The organism is Paraburkholderia sp. UCT31 (assembly GCF_014397655.1).
Classification (GTDB): domain Bacteria; phylum Pseudomonadota; class Gammaproteobacteria; order Burkholderiales; family Burkholderiaceae; genus Paraburkholderia; species Paraburkholderia tuberum.
Map to the genome: position 1 here is coordinate 17,386 of NZ_VZQP01000056.1, position 15,510 is coordinate 32,895.

Annotated in this window: 16 protein-coding genes; 7 read left to right on the top strand and 9 right to left on the bottom strand. The window is 64.5% G+C overall.

Annotation, left to right across the window (positions count from 1 at the left end; all coding sequences use genetic code 11):
* Positions 1-13: 13 nt before the first annotated feature.
* Positions 14-445 carry a response regulator gene (locus tag F6X40_RS33330; protein WP_187630759.1) on the bottom strand — a complete coding sequence of 144 codons (432 nt, stop codon included), beginning with the start codon at positions 443-445 and terminating at the stop codon, positions 14-16.
* 313 nt (positions 446-758) lie between these two features.
* Between F6X40_RS33330 and F6X40_RS33335 the strand changes: the two genes are divergently transcribed.
* On the top strand, positions 759-2,969 hold the full coding sequence (locus F6X40_RS33335; protein ID WP_187630760.1) for a TonB-dependent receptor: 2,211 nt from the start codon (positions 759-761) through the stop codon (positions 2,967-2,969).
* A gap of 126 nt (positions 2,970-3,095) precedes the next feature.
* Here the strand turns inward: F6X40_RS33335 and F6X40_RS33340 are convergent, their stop codons facing one another.
* The 3 genes from F6X40_RS33340 to F6X40_RS33350 form a co-directional block, all read right to left on the bottom strand.
* On the bottom strand, positions 3,096-3,239 hold the full coding sequence (locus F6X40_RS33340; RefSeq protein WP_184063176.1) for a hypothetical protein: 144 nt from the start codon (positions 3,237-3,239) through the stop codon (positions 3,096-3,098).
* A 48-nt stretch (positions 3,240-3,287) separates the two neighbouring features.
* The gene (locus tag F6X40_RS33345; protein WP_184025075.1) at positions 3,288-3,785 is read right to left on the bottom strand and encodes a universal stress protein; all 498 of its coding nucleotides are present in this window, start codon (positions 3,783-3,785) and stop codon (positions 3,288-3,290) included.
* Positions 3,786-4,337: 552 nt separating this feature from the next.
* A complete protein-coding gene (locus F6X40_RS33350) occupies positions 4,338-4,655 on the bottom strand; it encodes a DUF1840 domain-containing protein (protein ID WP_187630761.1) in 318 nt (105 codons plus the stop codon).
* A gap of 306 nt (positions 4,656-4,961) precedes the next feature.
* Between F6X40_RS33350 and F6X40_RS33355 the strand changes: the two genes are divergently transcribed.
* The 3 genes from F6X40_RS33355 (at position 4,962) to F6X40_RS33365 (ending at position 7,687) form a co-directional block, all read left to right on the top strand.
* A complete protein-coding gene (locus F6X40_RS33355) occupies positions 4,962-5,906 on the top strand; it encodes an HPP family protein (protein ID WP_187630762.1) in 945 nt (314 codons plus the stop codon).
* Positions 5,907-6,023: 117 nt separating this feature from the next.
* Positions 6,024-6,440: a MarR family winged helix-turn-helix transcriptional regulator gene (locus F6X40_RS33360; protein WP_090807212.1), complete on the top strand. Its 417-nt coding sequence runs from the start codon at positions 6,024-6,026 to the stop codon at positions 6,438-6,440.
* A gap of 2 nt (positions 6,441-6,442) precedes the next feature.
* Positions 6,443-7,687, top strand: coding sequence for a chloride channel protein (locus F6X40_RS33365; RefSeq protein WP_187630763.1), 1,245 nt, complete (start codon positions 6,443-6,445; stop codon positions 7,685-7,687).
* Between the two features lie 68 nt (positions 7,688-7,755).
* Here the strand turns inward: F6X40_RS33365 and F6X40_RS33370 are convergent, their stop codons facing one another.
* Both F6X40_RS33370 and F6X40_RS33375 read right to left on the bottom strand, forming a co-directional pair.
* A complete protein-coding gene (locus F6X40_RS33370; protein WP_262421647.1) occupies positions 7,756-8,067 on the bottom strand; it encodes a hypothetical protein in 312 nt (103 codons plus the stop codon).
* A 215-nt stretch (positions 8,068-8,282) separates the two neighbouring features.
* On the bottom strand, positions 8,283-9,185 hold the full coding sequence (locus tag F6X40_RS33375) for a glutamate/aspartate ABC transporter substrate-binding protein (protein WP_184025029.1): 903 nt from the start codon (positions 9,183-9,185) through the stop codon (positions 8,283-8,285).
* A 258-nt stretch (positions 9,186-9,443) separates the two neighbouring features.
* Between F6X40_RS33375 and F6X40_RS33380 the strand changes: the two genes are divergently transcribed.
* The gene (locus tag F6X40_RS33380) at positions 9,444-10,067 is read left to right on the top strand and encodes a LysE family translocator (RefSeq protein ID WP_187630765.1); all 624 of its coding nucleotides are present in this window, start codon (positions 9,444-9,446) and stop codon (positions 10,065-10,067) included.
* A gap of 23 nt (positions 10,068-10,090) precedes the next feature.
* Here the strand turns inward: F6X40_RS33380 and F6X40_RS33385 are convergent, their stop codons facing one another.
* Complete coding sequence (locus tag F6X40_RS33385; RefSeq protein WP_187630766.1) at positions 10,091-11,506, bottom strand: PLP-dependent aminotransferase family protein; 1,416 nt, start codon at positions 11,504-11,506, stop codon at positions 10,091-10,093.
* 185 nt (positions 11,507-11,691) lie between these two features.
* Between F6X40_RS33385 and F6X40_RS33390 the strand changes: the two genes are divergently transcribed.
* Positions 11,692-13,020 carry an aspartate aminotransferase family protein gene (locus tag F6X40_RS33390; RefSeq protein WP_184063190.1) on the top strand — a complete coding sequence of 443 codons (1,329 nt, stop codon included), beginning with the start codon at positions 11,692-11,694 and terminating at the stop codon, positions 13,018-13,020.
* A 100-nt stretch (positions 13,021-13,120) separates the two neighbouring features.
* Here F6X40_RS33390 and F6X40_RS33395 read toward each other — a convergent pair whose 3' ends face one another.
* On the bottom strand, positions 13,121-13,645 hold the full coding sequence (locus F6X40_RS33395) for a DUF6496 domain-containing protein (RefSeq protein WP_184063192.1): 525 nt from the start codon (positions 13,643-13,645) through the stop codon (positions 13,121-13,123).
* A 195-nt stretch (positions 13,646-13,840) separates the two neighbouring features.
* Here F6X40_RS33395 and F6X40_RS33400 point away from each other — a divergent pair, with 195 nt between their 5' ends.
* Positions 13,841-14,092 carry a hypothetical protein gene (locus F6X40_RS33400; protein WP_018423554.1) on the top strand — a complete coding sequence of 84 codons (252 nt, stop codon included), beginning with the start codon at positions 13,841-13,843 and terminating at the stop codon, positions 14,090-14,092.
* A 128-nt stretch (positions 14,093-14,220) separates the two neighbouring features.
* Here the strand turns inward: F6X40_RS33400 and F6X40_RS33405 are convergent, their stop codons facing one another.
* Positions 14,221-15,429 carry an ABC transporter substrate-binding protein gene (locus tag F6X40_RS33405; protein WP_187630767.1) on the bottom strand — a complete coding sequence of 403 codons (1,209 nt, stop codon included), beginning with the start codon at positions 15,427-15,429 and terminating at the stop codon, positions 14,221-14,223.
* Positions 15,430-15,510: the final 81 nt, after the last annotated feature.

Below are 15,510 nucleotides of genomic sequence, written 5' to 3' on the forward strand. Positions count from 1 at the left end.
GCGCGCCCCGTCGCTAGCCGCGCCACAACCCTCGCAGCAGTGCGAGCAACACGGCCGGCGCCGTGCCCTTCTGGCAATAACCGTCGAAGTTGTGGCGCTCGCGGCCGGTTTGCCTCACGTGGTCCTCGTCTAGTGACGTAAACGCGACGATGCCGAGGCTGTGCGTCGGCAGATAGCGGCGCAGCGCGCTCGCCGTTTCGTAGCCGTCGCGCTCCGGCATCATGATGTCGAGCACGACGACGTCGGGCACCCAGTTGCGCACGCAGTGCAGCGCCGCCGTGCAGCCGGTCGCGGCGCGCGCCTCGACGCCCTCGTAGGAAAGCCAGGTGGCAAGCGCTTCGGCGGCGTTCTCGTTGTCGTCGATGACGAGCACGCGCGGCACGCCGTGCAATAGCTGGACCTCTCGGGCGCTCCACCTCTGGCAGGTTGTCGGATTTCGTGGCATGTATGGCGGCCTGCGAGTAAACCTTTGGGTGGGTAGCAAGCGCTGTACCGCGGCTGCGGCGGCGTCAAACCCGCGCGTCGCGGCGGCTTGACGTCATCAAAACCTCCACTTTTGCCATCAGTTCTGTAAATCGTTGCGCTTCTATAATGGGAATGATTCCTATTTGCACTATACTTCCGCCGAACCTTTCGTTTCGCGCTCGGACCGCTTACATAAATGACATCGTCCGCGCGTGCAACCAGGAAAAATGCCGCCCGGATTCCAACTAGCGCCCCGGGACGGAAGATCGACGACCACGCCTACTTTCCAATTCATGTCCGTTTCACGCTGGAATCGCCCGCAGGCCACGCCTGCTCAAACCACTCTGCATCGCGCCACCATCCTTGCCGCCATCGCCGTCGCTTTCAGTGTCCCGGCCAGCGCGTTCGCTCAATCCACCGACTCCGCCCCCGCCGCCGCCGGCACGCTGCCCGCCATCAAGGTTCAGGCGGCCGCCGTCGAAGAGTTGCCCGGCGACCTGTCGCCGACATACGCGGGCGGCCAGGTCGCGCGCGGCGCCGACTACGGTGTGCTCGGCAAGCAGCGCAACATCGACATGCCGTTCAGCATGACGACCTACACGGCCAAGCTGATCAAGGATCAGCAGGCGCGCACGCTCGCCGACGTGGTCGAAAACGACCCGTCGGTGCGAACCGCATACGGCTACGGCAACTTCTCGGAAGTGTTCGTGATTCGCGGCTTCCAGCTCAATGCCGACGACATCTCGATCAACGGTCTGTACGGCGTTACGCCGCGCCAGTTGGTCTCGACCGCGGCGGTCGAGCGGGTCGACGTGTTCAAGGGCGCCAACGCGTTCCTGAACGGTGCTTCGCCGACGGGCTCGGCGATCGGCGGCGGCGTGAACGTGCAGCTGAAGCGAGCGGAGGACACGCCGACCACCAACGTGACACTCGCAACCAGCGGCTCCGGCGAGTTCGGCGCGCACGTGGACGTCGGCCGACGCTTCGGCAGCGAAGGCCAGTTCGGGATTCGCGTGAACCAGGCGAATCGTGACGGCGAGACGAGCATCGACGGCGAACACCGCCGCGACAACACCACGGCCGTCGCGCTCGACTGGCGCGGCGACAAGCTGCGTCTGTCCGGCGACTTCCTGTATCAGCGCGAGCACGTCAGCGACGGCCGCCCGGTCGTCTACTTCACCGACGCGATTCCCGCCGTGCCGCCGGCAACGTACAACTACGCGCAGAACTGGTCGTACACGAACCTCGAAGACACCGTCGGCATCCTGAAGGCCGAATACGACTTCCTGCCGGGCTGGACCGCTTATGCGACCGGTGGTGTGCGCCGCACGGTCGAGCAAGGTGAGTACTACTCGCCGACCTATTCGTCGACCGGCGTCACCGGTGCCCGTCTCGGCGTGCCGTACAACCAGAATTCGAGCTCCGCCGAAGTCGGCGTGCGCGGCCGCTTCGACACTGGCCCGGTCTCGCATAGGGTTGCGGCGGGCGGCGCCATCACGAGCGAGAACACCAACTCCGCGTGGACCTACGCCTTCATGGGCCCGGTCTCGCTCTACAACACGGTGCAGACGCCTTACCCGGCCACGACGATGTCAGGCGGCAACCTGGCCGATCCGGGCATGACGGCCACCACGGTGATCCGCAGCGTGTCCGCGTCCGATACGCTCGGCTTCCTGCATGACCGGGTGCTGTTCACGGTCGGCGCGCGTCGCCAGCAGATCGCGACGGCCAACTACGACAACACGGGCATCGGCAGCGGCAACTACAGCGACGGCATCACGACGCCGCTGTTCGGCCTCGTTCTGCGCCCGACGCAGAACGTGTCGATCTTCGCGAACCGCAGCGAAGCGCTGGCAGCGGGCAGCATCGCGCCGGCGGGCACGCTGAACTACGGTCAACAACTGGCGCCGGTCCGCACGAAGCAGTGGGAAGTGGGTGTCAAGTACGACACCGAAAGGCTCGGCGCGTCGTTTGCCGCTTTCCAGATCGAACAGCCGTCGGCGTTCACCGACCCGGCCACGCATATCTATGGCCTGAACGGCAACGAACGCCATCGCGGTCTCGAAGCCGAAGTGTACGGCGAGCCGCTCAAGGGCCTGCGTCTGCTGGCCGGCGCTTCGCTGATGGACGCGACGCTCGAGAACACACCAGGCGGAACCTACGACGGCAACCGTCCGGTGGGCGTGCCGACTTTCCTGTTCAATCTGGGCGCCGATTACGACATTCCGATGGTGCCGGGGCTCGCGGTCAACGCGCGCTGGATCCATACCGGCGCGCAGGAAGCGAACGCGGCCAACACGCTGTCGATCCCGTCGTGGAACCGCTTCGACCTGGGGGCGCGTTACGAGACGTCCATCTACGGCAAGAGGACGACGTTGCGCGCCACCGTGCAGAACGTGACGAACAAGGCGTACTGGTCAGCCGTGTCGGCCTACGGCGCGACGACGTACCTGACCCAGGGCGCACCGCGTACGTTCCTGTTGTCGGTCAGCACCGACTTCTGATTGTCTGACGTGACGTCGGTCGCCTGTGCCAGCGGTTTGCATGCATGACTAAAACGCTGCCAGCCTTTCGGGCTGGCAGCGTTTTAGTGTTTCCGCGCGAACTGAACGGCGTGGCGCCGCCCCTCGTTACTCGACCGGCGGCTCGCCTTCGGGTTTTTTCTTCGGCCGCTGCGCATCGGCGGCGCGCTGCGGCAGCTTGCTCTTTTCGTTATCGCTGTGCCTGACGGGCTGAGGATGAGGATGATTGAACTGTTCGTCGACGTCTTTCATGATGTGCCTCCGTGCCAACGCAACGCAACTCAACACACAACACAACGCTCATGAATGTTCGGCGGACCGCGCGGTCTCGCCCGTGCCTGCGGCTGCGGCCGGCGCATCGGTTGCCGCGCCCATCGTGACCAGCACGCTGCACGTCACGCGATCGAGCAGCAGCCCGTCGTGCCGGCCACCCCACCATCGCGCGAGTCCGTGACTGCGACGATGACCGACGACGACCAGATCGGCCTTCAGATCGTTAGCGAAAAACGGAATCTCATCGAGTGGTTCGCCGATCGCGAGATGACCGGTCGCGCGAATTCCGCGTGCGGCGAGCTTCTGTAGGCCCTCGTCGAGCAGCGTTTTGGCGGATTCGTTGATGAAATCGATCGGCACCGTGGACGTGATGTCCGCGCCCTGCATCCACGCCGTATTGTTGAGCACGGAAAGCAGGTGCACTTCAGCGTTCAGGTCTTGCGCGAGAGCGGCACCGTCCTTCAACGCGTGTTGTCCTTCGCGAGTTCCGTCGTAGCAGAGAAGAATGCGCCTGAAGCTCGACATGAGAACCTCCTTGCGCCGTGCGGCACGTGATCAATTAATTATATGTCAGTTCGTGATATATACCGTGCGACACCGATGCATGCAAATACCTACAGAAACGCCGTCAAACAGGCACTATTCGCCAGTTTCGGCGGCCACCGAATCCCTGCCCTGAAATGGCGGTTGCTCGGCACGGCGATCAGGAACACCGCGCTACGACTCAGGCCACAGAAAGAAAACATGAGCAGCGTTTGCCGCGGGATCGACGGGCAGACCATAGCCATGCGACCGAGCGGTCCATGCCTCGTGCGGCGAACCGTTCGGCCATCTCACGAGCACCACCGCTCCGCTGGACAACTGGTCGACAACGGTGCCGCCGTACACGCCGATCACACTGCTTCGCACCCCCGTGCCGCACGATGCGGTGCAAGAGCCGCACACCGGCTGCGGGTACCGGCCGGTCTGCTGCGCGGGTGAGAACGCATAGGCAAGCGGAACGGCGCAAACCGAAATAAGGACGAGTGCGAAACGTCGACACGACGCAAGTTGTTTCATCGCGATTCCCTCGACGAACTACAGCCCCCAGATGATGTCCGCGTCCGAGTCGCGCGCCGCACGCATCATGTCCAGAAACGGCCACGCGCGCTGCGACAGCCGGTTGCGCGACTCGCGTTGATTACTGGTTGAGCAGTGCAATGCTTCGAGGGTCGTTTCCGCGGCCGCGTCTTCGGTGATGGCGGTTTCGAGCCGATCGATCGCGCGGGGCAGCTCGTCGTGGCTGATAACGCCCCGCGCGCCGAGCCGCTTGCCGATCAGACCAAGCAGATATTGTGCGAGATCCCTGAGCATGACGACATCCGGCGACGCCGTCGATTGAAACGTGACCATCATGATGGCTCCTTTATCGGTCTATCAGGCAACGGCCAACCAGTCCTCTCAATCCGTCTGCTTTCATTTTATATCACGACGTGACAAAAAAGAACGCGCCGAGGGGTGATTTAAGGGCCATGCTGAAGCACGTCGGCTGTGTTCTCGACTGTCTGCGAGATGCGACAGATTCCGCGCGCCGCGCGGGGGGGGGGGGGCGGAGAACTTTTATATCATATTGACATATAATCATGACCAGACTGTATTCGCGTTGCCAGGTTTTCCCGGTAATCTCGGGCCCGGCATCATCGACTACTTTCTGCTCCTATCTTGTCCCGCTCTCCTGCTCTCGGCTGGCTTGCCAGCTTTCTCCCTGCACCGGTCACCGTGAAATGGCACGAGCGTGCTCGTTCGTGCCTCGGCGCGCTGCTCGGCATCGCGTTCACCGGCGGTCTGATGTATCTGCTGCTCGGTCCCGTCGCAAATATTCCGCTGCTCGTCGCGCCGATGGGCGCTTCCGCCGTGTTGCTGTTCGCGGTGCCCGCGAGCCCGCTGGCGCAGCCGTGGTCGATCATCGGCGGCAACCTCGTGTCCGCGACGGTCGGCGTAACCTGCGCGATGCTGATCGGCGATCCGACGCTGGCGGCCGCCCTCGCGGTGGCGCTGTCGATCTCCGGCATGTTCGCGCTGCGCTGCGTGCACCCGCCGTCGGGCGCGGTCGCGTTGACCGCGGTGCTGGGCGGCCCGGTCATTCATGCGCTCGGCTACCGCTTCGTGCTCGAACCGATCGCGATCCAGTCGGCCGCGCTGTTGTTCGCGGCGCTCGTCTATCATGCGGCAACCGGCCACCGTTATCCGCATGCGGGACGCCAGGACCGCGCGACGCCGAGCCAGGCCGCCGACGAAGCCGCGCGCGTCGGCTTCACGCGCGAAGACGTCAAAGCCGTGCTCGGGCGCCGTGACGCACTGCTCGACATCGACACCGACGATCTCTATTCGCTGCTGCGCGAAACGCAGCTTCAGGCGTTCTCGCGCAGCTTCAACGAACTGCGCTGCGAAGACGTGATGTCGCGCCACGTCGTGTCGGTGTCGCCGGGCACGCGCGCCGCCGCCACCGATCCGATCACGGAACTGGTGCCGATGTTCGCGAACTTCGGCCATCACCACATCCCGGTGCTCGATCGCGCGGGCCGCGTGGTCGGCATGATCACGCAGGTGGACCTGATCTCCGGCCTGTATCGGCAAACCCCCACCCGAGCCCGCGAGGCGGCCTGATTTTCAACTAAAAGACCGAGGAGACCTGCCGCGCGATGCCGTTGCGACGGCCGCAATTCGCTTAAATACATCATCACGTGATATATTTTCGGTTTTCTTCACATTGGCGGATTTGCCATGAAAGTACGGACTCGCAAGCTCGTTAAGAGCGATTTCGAGCAGTTGTCGCAGTTTCGCTATCAGATGCGGCGCTTCGAGCGCTTCTCGGAGCAGGCCGCGCAAAGCGAGGGCATCACGCCGTTGCAATACCTGTTGTTGCTGCACATCAAGGGCTATCCGGAGCGCGACTGGGCGACCGTCGGCGAACTCGCGGAGCGTCTGCAGGCGCAACATCACGGCGTCGTCGCGCTGGTATCGCGCTGCGAGGCACTGAATCTCGTGCGCCGCCAGGTCAGCGAGACCGATCGCCGCCAGGTTGAAGTACACCTCGAAAGAGCGGGAGAACGGGTACTCGAACGGCTTGCGGAATTGCATCGCGCCGAATTGAGATCGCTCGAAGGCTCCTTCCAGGTTCCACGGATCGACCTCGACTAACCATGAGCATGGATTCCCACAAACGCGACTTCGCGGCGAATGCACGGCTGCCCGGCATCTTCGCGCTCGCCGCGGGCATCGGCTTCGTCAGTACGATTGCCGCCTTTGTTCTGCTGAACCTGATTCGCCTGTTCACCAATCTGTTTTTCTTCGGCACGCTGTCGTTCGTCGACCGTTCGCCCGCCACCAATACGCTTGGCATTTGGGTGATCGGCGTGCCGATGATCGGTGGTTTGATCGTCGGGCTGATGGCGCGCTTCGGCTCCGAAAAGATTCGCGGCCACGGCATTCCCGAGGCGATCGAGGCGATCCTGTTCGGCAAGAGCAAGATGTCGCCGAAAGTGGCGGTGCTCAAGCCGTTGTCGTCGGGCATCGTGATCGGCAGCGGCGGGCCGTTCGGCGCGGAAGGCCCGATCATCATGACCGGCGGCGCGCTCGGCTCGCTGATCGCGCAGTGCGTGAAGGTCACGTCGGCGGAACGCAAGACGCTGCTCGTGGCGGGCGCGGCGGCCGGCATGGCCGCGACGCTTGGTGCCACGCTCGGCGCGCCGCTGACGGCCATCGTGTTCGCGTTCGGCCTCAGGCACGACGCCAACGCGCTGTTGCCGCTCCTGACGGCAACGCTGATCGCGCACGGCTTCTCCACGGTCGTGATGCGGCGCTCGATCATGACCGAGAAAATCGCGCGACGCGGCTATCACATCTATCGCGAGTACGGCGTCGATCCGCTCGAGCGCCACTATGTCGACGAAGTGATGACCGCCTCGGTCGAATCGGTCGATGCCGCCACGACGGTCGGCGCAACGCTGCAGACGCTGTTCGGCGCGAACCAGCTGCGCCGCGCGTATCCGGTGGTGCGCGACGGCGCGGTGATCGGCGTGGCCGACCGCATGTTGCTCGAACGCTTCTGCGCCGAGGACACGGAACGCAAGCGCGCGATGACGCTCGCCGACGTGTTCGCGCAACACAACACCGCGTCTGCTTTGTCATCCGAAACCTGCCGGCTGGTGGCGACGCGGCTCGCCGTGCTGGGGCTCGAACGCCTGCCGGTGGTCGCCGATCGCAACAGCATGCGTCTGGTGGGGATCGTGTCGCGCAGCGATCTGGTCAAGCCGTCGCTCGCGCACTTCGAAGAAGAACACAAACGGGAACGGTTCCGTCGTATCGGGCCGTCGCTCAGCAAGCGGCGCTTCGCGCCGGTTCGCGCCGGTTCGCGCGGGTTCGCGCGGGTTCGTAAAGCCAGCTAAAAAGACCGCCGCAAAAATCAAAGGCCGAGCCCCCGTTAGGGTCTCGGCCTTTTTATTCGCGCACGGAGCTATTTGCCCGCGCCACGCGACTCGACGCGACCCAGCACGAGCGTGTCGCCCGATTTCGCGCCGGGACCCAGCGCCGCAGTGTGGAAGTCCGCGTGGTCGCATTGCCATTCGGCGTGGAAGTCGCGTGGGCATGCCATCGTCGTGCCACCTTTGTGCAGGCCGGGCAACGCGTAATCGCAAGTTTCCCGTCCGTTGCAATGACGCTCGAGCTCACGAGTCAGGTTGCCGCGCGGCGCGCCGCAATTCTCGCCATAAGTGCCCGATACGATCGTAATCGCGCGCATTTGTGCGTCGACGTTTGCGGACACCATGAATACGCCGCTTGCCAACGCCAGCGCAGCACGAAGAATTCCACTGGGGAAAATCCGTCCGCGCCGCGAAGATTCCATCGGCCTCTTCACTTTGCACCTCCGTTCCCGCTATAGGCGACGTTCAACCGAAACCCGCCGCCTATAGCCAGGTATAGAGGAAAGAGCAAAGGACTGCCACTAGAAACCATTCCTACGCGCAATAGCGGCCAAAGCCGTTATTCGAGCGCCTTGTCGTTTGGCGTCGCGTAAAGCTGCTTCAGCGAATCGCTCATCGGAAAGTCGAAGCTGATGTTTTTCGGCGGCACCGGCTTGATGAACCATCGGTCGTACATCGTGTGGATTTCCGGTCCTTTCATCACCTGTTCGAGCGTGTCATCGACGAGCTTTCTGAACTCCGGATCGTCGCGTCGCAACATGAAGCCATACGCTTCCGACGATTGCGGCGTGCCGGTGATGATCCAGTCCGACGGCTTCGCGGTCAGCGTGCGCGTGCCGGCAAGCAACACGTCATCCATCATGTACGCGACGGCGCGGCCGCTTTCGAGCGTGAGACGCCCTTCGCCGTAATCTTTCGCGCTGATGATCTGCATGTTCATCTTCTTGTCCTCGTTCATCTTGCGCAGGATGCGCTCGGACGTCGTGCCCTGATTCGTCACGACCGTCTTGCCCGCGAGATCCGGAAAGTCCTTGATGCCCGAGTCCTTGCGCGTCAGAAGACGCGTCGTCGCGACGAAGAACGTGTCGGCGAACGCCACCTGGCTTTGGCGCGCGACGAGATTGGTCGTCACGCCGCATTCGAGATCGACCGTGCCGTTCTGCACGAGCGGAATGCGATTCTGCGAGGTGACCGGGATGAAGCGCACCTTGAGGTCCGGACGCTTCGTTTTCGCCTTGACCGCGTCGATGACCTTGTTGCACAGGTCCTGCGAAAAGCCGACCACCTCGTTGTTCGCGTCGACGTACGAGAACGGCACCGACGTCTCGCGATGGCCAATCGCGATCACGCCGCTTCGCTGGATCTTCGCGAGCGTGGACGTCGCGTCCTGCGCAAACGCGCCCGGACTCGCCAACGTTGCCGCCACGAGCATGGCAACAGTGGACCAATTCATCACTTTCATGGGTATCTCCAATCGTGCAGCAGGTTCCTGATAGATGGCGGGCTGCTGCGCCAGCCGTCTCCATATGTTGCCATTAAAAAAATAATTGCAACATATGTTAACTACCGAGTGTTGAAACGCCGCGTGGCGACGCTTTCCGGCCAATCAAGTCATCATCGATCCGTACCGGACATCATTTTCAAAACCGTACAGGTACTGTACCGGCCCCTGTCGCTAGAATGAGCCTCACCGTTTTCTGTTGGCGACACCGGAGCCCCCATGTCTTTCGTCACTCTCAGCGCGCTGCCCGCCGGCATCCTGTTCGCGCTCGTCACCTCGATCACGCCCGGTCCGAACAACACGATGCTGCTCGCGTCGGGCGTCAATTTCGGCTTTCGCCGCACGCTGCCTCATCTGTCCGGTATCAGCGTCGGCGTGGTGCTGTTGATGCTGTCGGTCGGCATCGGCCTCGGCGAGGCGTTCGTGCATTTCCCCGTGCTGTACACGGTGCTCGAAGTCGTCAGCATCGCTTATCTGCTGTATCTGGCGTGGAAAATCGGCACGTCGGGCGAACTGAAGCTCAGGAACGGCGAGCGTCGCCCGATGCGCTTTCACGAGGCGATCGCGTTTCAGTGGGTCAATCCGAAGGCGTGGATGATGGTGCTGACCGCCGCGACGACGATTCACCTGAGCAACAGCTTCGGCATGAACGCCGTCGCGATGGCTGCGGTGTTCTATGTGATCGGCTTTCCGTGCATCTGCGTGTGGGCCGGTTTCGGCACCGCGATGCGCGAGGTGCTGTCGAACCCGAAGCGGCTGCGCGTCTTCAACATCGCGATGGCGCTGCTGCTGGTCGCGTCGCTGTATCCGATCACGCTGAAGCTGATCGGGCACAGCGGCTGAGCTTTCGACGCGCGCCGCCGCGTCTACCACGCCCCCTGCCCGACCCGCTCGATGAAGCGCCACAACGCGTCGTCGCTCGAATACGGCGCGTTGAAGCGGAACCACGCGCTCGGCGCGTCGTCGGGACGGAAGTAGGAGCCCGGTGCGAGCCAGATGCCGTGCGCGAGCGCGGCGGTCGCGACCTCGGCGGCGCGCTCCGCTTCGATCGGCAGACGCGCCAGCATGAAGAGCCCCGCGCGCGGCCGGTGAAACACCTCGAGCCCGAGCGCGTCCAGCCGTTCTTCGAGTGCCACGTGCGCGAGCTTGAGCCGTTCGTTGACCATCTCGACGTGGCGCGCGTAACGCCCTTCCACCAGCACCTTGTCGACGATCCGCTCGATCGTTTCCGACGACGTCAGCCCCACCGCCATCTTCGTGCGCGCGAGTTCGCGCAGCACCGCCTGCTCGGCCACCACATAGCCGCAGCGCAGCGACGGCGTCACCGTCTTCGAAAAGCCGCCGACGTGCAACACGCGCTGCAAGCCTTCCATCGCCGCCAGTAGCGGCGCGCCGGCCGGCGCGAGTTCGCGGCTCACGTCGTCCTCGATCACCCAGATGCGCTCGCGCTCGGCGATCTGCAGCAAGCGGAACGCGGCCGACATGCCGAAGGTCGCGCCGGTCGGATTCTGGAGCGTGGTGTTGACGAAGATCGCCTTCGGCTTGTGCCGCGCGACCAGCGTTGCGAGAACGTCCGTATCGACGCCGGCCGGCGTGCGCGGCACGCCATGCACGACCAGCCCGGCGAGCTTCAGGATCTGCAGCAGATTGCAGTAGCCGGGATCTTCGACGATCACCGCATCGCCCGCGCGCAGCAGCGTGCGCACGATCAGATCGAGCCCCTGCGTCGCGCCCTGCGTGAGCAGCACGTTCGCGACGTCGACGGGCAGCCCGCGCCGGTCGAGTTGTTCGGCGATGCGCTCGCGCAGCGGCGCGAAGCCGTACGGATGGCCATAGTCGCCGAGCCGCGCGGCCGGCACCCGGCTCAGCGCGCGCAGCGAGTGCTGCAGGCCGCTCTCGTTGGTCCATTCGCTCGGCAGCCAGCCGCAGCCCGCCTTGATCGGCACCGAGTGATCGGCGAACACGTCGGACAGCAGCCACGTCGCGGTCAGGCTCGGCGGCGTCCAGTCGGCGACGGCCGCGCGCGTGGACGGCGAGCGCGCCGCCACCCGATAGCCGGAGCCGCGCCGCGCGACCACGAGCCCCATCGACACCAGCCGGTTGTACGCCTCGGTCACGGTGAAGGTGCTCAGCGCGTGGCTTTGGGCAAGCTGCCGCACCGACGGCAGCAGTGCGCCGGCGCGCAGCGATTGCGAGTCGATCGCGCGCGCGAAGCTCTGCACGACCTGTTCGACGAGCGTCGGCGCCGCGCGCCGGTCGCGTTGAAGGTCCAGTTCGATCATGTTTCGGGCGAAAAACGAGGGGCAAAAAGACGGACCGCGGACCGCCCGCTTACCGGAACAGTTCGCGCGAATCCACCAGCACAGTTGACACCACACTTGGTCAACTGTTTATGCCGCCATTAAACCGCGAGGGCTACAGTTTGGCTACGCTTAAAGCCCCAACCGCGCCACTTCGAGGAGATGCCATGACTTCGCGCCCCGTCATCGACGATCTGTCGTCCTTCTGGATGCCCTTCACCGCCAACCGCCAGTTCAAGGCCGCGCCGCGCCTGCTGGAATCGGCGAAGGGCATGTACTACCGAAGCACCGACGGGCGCGAGATTCTCGACGGTTGCGCCGGGCTGTGGTGCGTGAACGCCGGCCATGGCCGCGATGAAATCATCGCCGCGATCACGCAGCAGCTGTCGACGCTCGACTTCGCGCCGACCTTCCAGATGGGCCACCCGCTCGCGTTCGAAGCGGCGAAGAAGGTTGCCGAGCTGATGCCGGAAGGGCTCGATCGCATCTTCTTCACGAACTCGGGCTCCGAATCGGTCGACACCGCGCTGAAAATCGCGCTCGCCTACCATCGCGCGCGCGGCGAAGGCCAGCGCACGCGTCTGATCGGCCGCGAGCGCGGCTATCACGGCGTCGGTTTCGGCGGGATTTCGGTCGGCGGTATCGCGCCGAATCGCAAGACGTTTTCGGGGGCGCTGTTGCCGGCGGTCGATCATCTGCCGCACACGCACAACCTCGAACACAACGCGTTCTCGAAAGGCCAGCCCGCATGGGGCGCGCATCTGGCCGAGGAGCTGGAGCGCATCGTCGCGCTGCACGACGCTTCGACGATCGCCGCGGTGATCGTCGAACCGGTGGCCGGCTCGACCGGCGTGCTGGTTCCGCCGCAAGGCTATCTGCAGAAGCTGCGCGAGATCTGCACGAAGCACGGCATCCTGCTCATCTTCGACGAGGTGATCACGGGCTTTGGCCGCCTCGGCAAGGCGACCGCGAGCGAACACTTCGGCGTCACGCCGGACCTGATCACGCTGGCGAAGGCGATCAACAACGCGTCGATTCCGATGGGCGCGGTCGCGGCGAGCCGCACGATCCACGACACGGTCGTCGGCAGCGGCGCGGCGGGCGCGATCGAGCTGTTCCACGGCTACACGTACTCGGCGCATCCGGCGGCTGCCGCGGCCGCGATCGCGACGCTCGATCTGTACCGCCGCGACCAGTTGTTCGAGCGCGCGGCCAGCCTCGCGCCGACGTTCGAAGACGCCGCGCATGGGCTGCGCGGCGCGAAGCACGTGAAGGACGTGCGCAATCTCGGCCTCGTCGCGGGCATCGAGCTCGAATCGCGCGACGGAGCGCCGGGCGCGCGCGCCTACGAGGCGTTCGTCAAATGCTTCGAGGCAGGCGTGCTGATCCGTTTCACCGGCGACATCCTCGCATTCTCGCCGCCGCTGATCATCGACGAAGAGCAGATCGCGCGGCTCTTCCGCACCGTTGGCGAGGTGCTGGCGACGGTGCAGTAAGAAGGCGCGCAAGCGCGCCACCAGGCGACGACGAAAGAGCGGCGGCACGCGCATGCGTGCGCCGCTCTTTTTTATTGCTGCCGCTTTGCGAGCCGCAAGCTCAGTGATGCGCGCGCGAGGCCCGCGTTTGCGCGGCCTTTTTCGCGGCAGCGGAGCGTCCAGCCGCGCCCTTCGTCGCAGCGGCCTTTTTGGCTGCGGCCGAGCGGCTCGCGGCTGGCCGCTTGGCCGCCGCCGACTTCGCCTGCTTCGACATCGCCGCCGACGACGCCCCGGCCTTGCTCTCGCGCTCGAGCACGCTCTCCGACACACGCGAGCGTTTCGCGCTCGACTCCTTGCTCGCACTCTTCTTCGCGGCGCCTTCGTGCTTGCCCGCCGCGCTGTCCTTCTGCGCTTTCTTGCGGGTCGCCTCGCTCGTGGCGCCCTTCTTCGGCGGCTTTACGTCGACGCCCGCGCGCCGCGCCTCGGACAACCCGATCGCGATCGCCTGCTTCGGCGAGCGCACGCCGTGCTTGCCGGCGCGGACCTTGTCCACCTGTTCCTTGACGAACTCTCCCGCTTGAGTACTCGCTGATTTGCCGGCGCGTTTATCGGCCTCGGCACGCTTCAAGGTTTTCTGCTCTGGCATGACGGTTCTCCGGTTGTGGGTGAGTCTCTATCGTTCAGCAACGAGCGTGCCGGAGCGCCCATCCGCGCCATGGTCCGGCGGCGGTTGCGCGGCGGGACTCGCGTGCGTCGGCGGGACGGCGTATGGTGGTGGACATGGGACGGGAGTAAGCGCCGAAGCGCTAACTCAAATCGACCGCCTTGCATGGAGACAGCCATGAAGATAGTTACGGTTCGCGCTGGCACGCATATCGAGGGCGTGCACTGGATCGCCGAGTACGTCGAGGACGTCCACGAAATTCGCGTGTTCCGCGAAGGGCAGGAAGTGGACGTGCATAACGCGCCGTCCACACTGTTCGGCGATGAAGAAAACGCGGGCTCGAAAAACACCGCCGATCATCGCGCGATGGAAGCGGCCGTGCTCGCTTATCTGAAGCGCTTCGTCACGGAGCACGACGCGGAAGAGTAGGTTTCGCCGACGGCAACCGCCGTTTTCAAAGCCGCCCGCTCGTGGCAAAAGCCGCTGCGGACGCGCATTCACCAACACTCGCGCGGCCATTGCGCGGCAGTCACGACGGACCGCCGCGCGCCACGTCCTCAATCCGCCGGGCGCAGTTTCTTCACCTCGGCGTCCGATGGCTGCACGCTCGCGCCATCCACATAGCGGTACGACGTCATCACACCCTTGCCGTCCTTCACGCCGGTCACGCCGACATACGCGCCCATCGTCGACTGATTGTCCTGCGCGCGGTACGTGATCGGGCCGAATGGCGTCTGCACGTTGAGCCCCTTGAACGCGGCGGCGAGTTTGTCCGGATCGGTCGAACCCGCCTTCTTGATGCCGTCCGCGATCGACATCAGCGCTGAATAGCCGACCACCGAGCCCAACCGCGGATAGTCGTGATATTTCGCCTGATACGTGTCGACGAACTGCTTGTTCGCGGCCGTATCGATCGAATACCACGGGTAGCCGGTCACGATCCAGCCGGTCGGCGCTTCGGCGCCGAGCGGATCGAGGTAGTCGGGCTCGCCGGTCAGGAGCGACACCACCGCGCGATCCTTGAAGAGCCCGCGCGTATTGCCCTCGCGCACGAACTTGCCGAGGTCGGCGCCGAACAGCACGTTGAAGATCGCGTCGGGCTTCGCGTCGGCGATCGCCTGGGTCACGGCGCCCGCGTCGACGTTGCCGAGCGGCGTCGCCTGTTCGACGACGAACTGCACGTCCGGCTGCGCGGCCGTCAGCAGCTTCTTGAAGGTCGCCACCGCCGATTGCCCGTACTCGTAGTTCGGATACACGATCGCCCAGCGCTTCTTCTTCAGCTTCGCGGCCTCGGGCACCAGCATCGCGACCTGCATGTAGGTCGAAGGACGCAGACGGTACGTGTATTTGTTGCCATCGGCCCAGACGATCTTGTCGGTCAGCGGTTCGGCCGCGAGGAAGAAGATCTTCTTCTGCTTCGCGAAGTCGGCGAGCGCGAGGCCCGTGTTCGACAGGAAGCCGCCGAACAGCACCTGCACCTGCTCGCGCGCGATCAGCTCCTGGGCGACGCGGATCGTGTCGCCGGGGTTGCCGTTGTCGTCGCGCGAAATGACTTCGAGCTGCTTGCCGAGCACGCCACCCGCCGCGTTCACCTGCTCGAGTGCGAGATTCCAGCCTTGCTTGTAAGGCCCGAGAAAGGCAGGCTGCGCCTTGTAGCTATTGATCTCACCGATCTTGATGGTCTGCTGTGCGCTCGCGCCGAGCGCGGCAAACGAGCACACGGTCGACACCATGAGGCGAGAGATCCATCCTGCGCGCGTGGTCATGCGTTTCTCCGTTATCAGAAGGAATGGTGGTTTTAGTCAGACATGCGAACGTGAGGACGTGCAAGCGCGTGGACCTGCGCA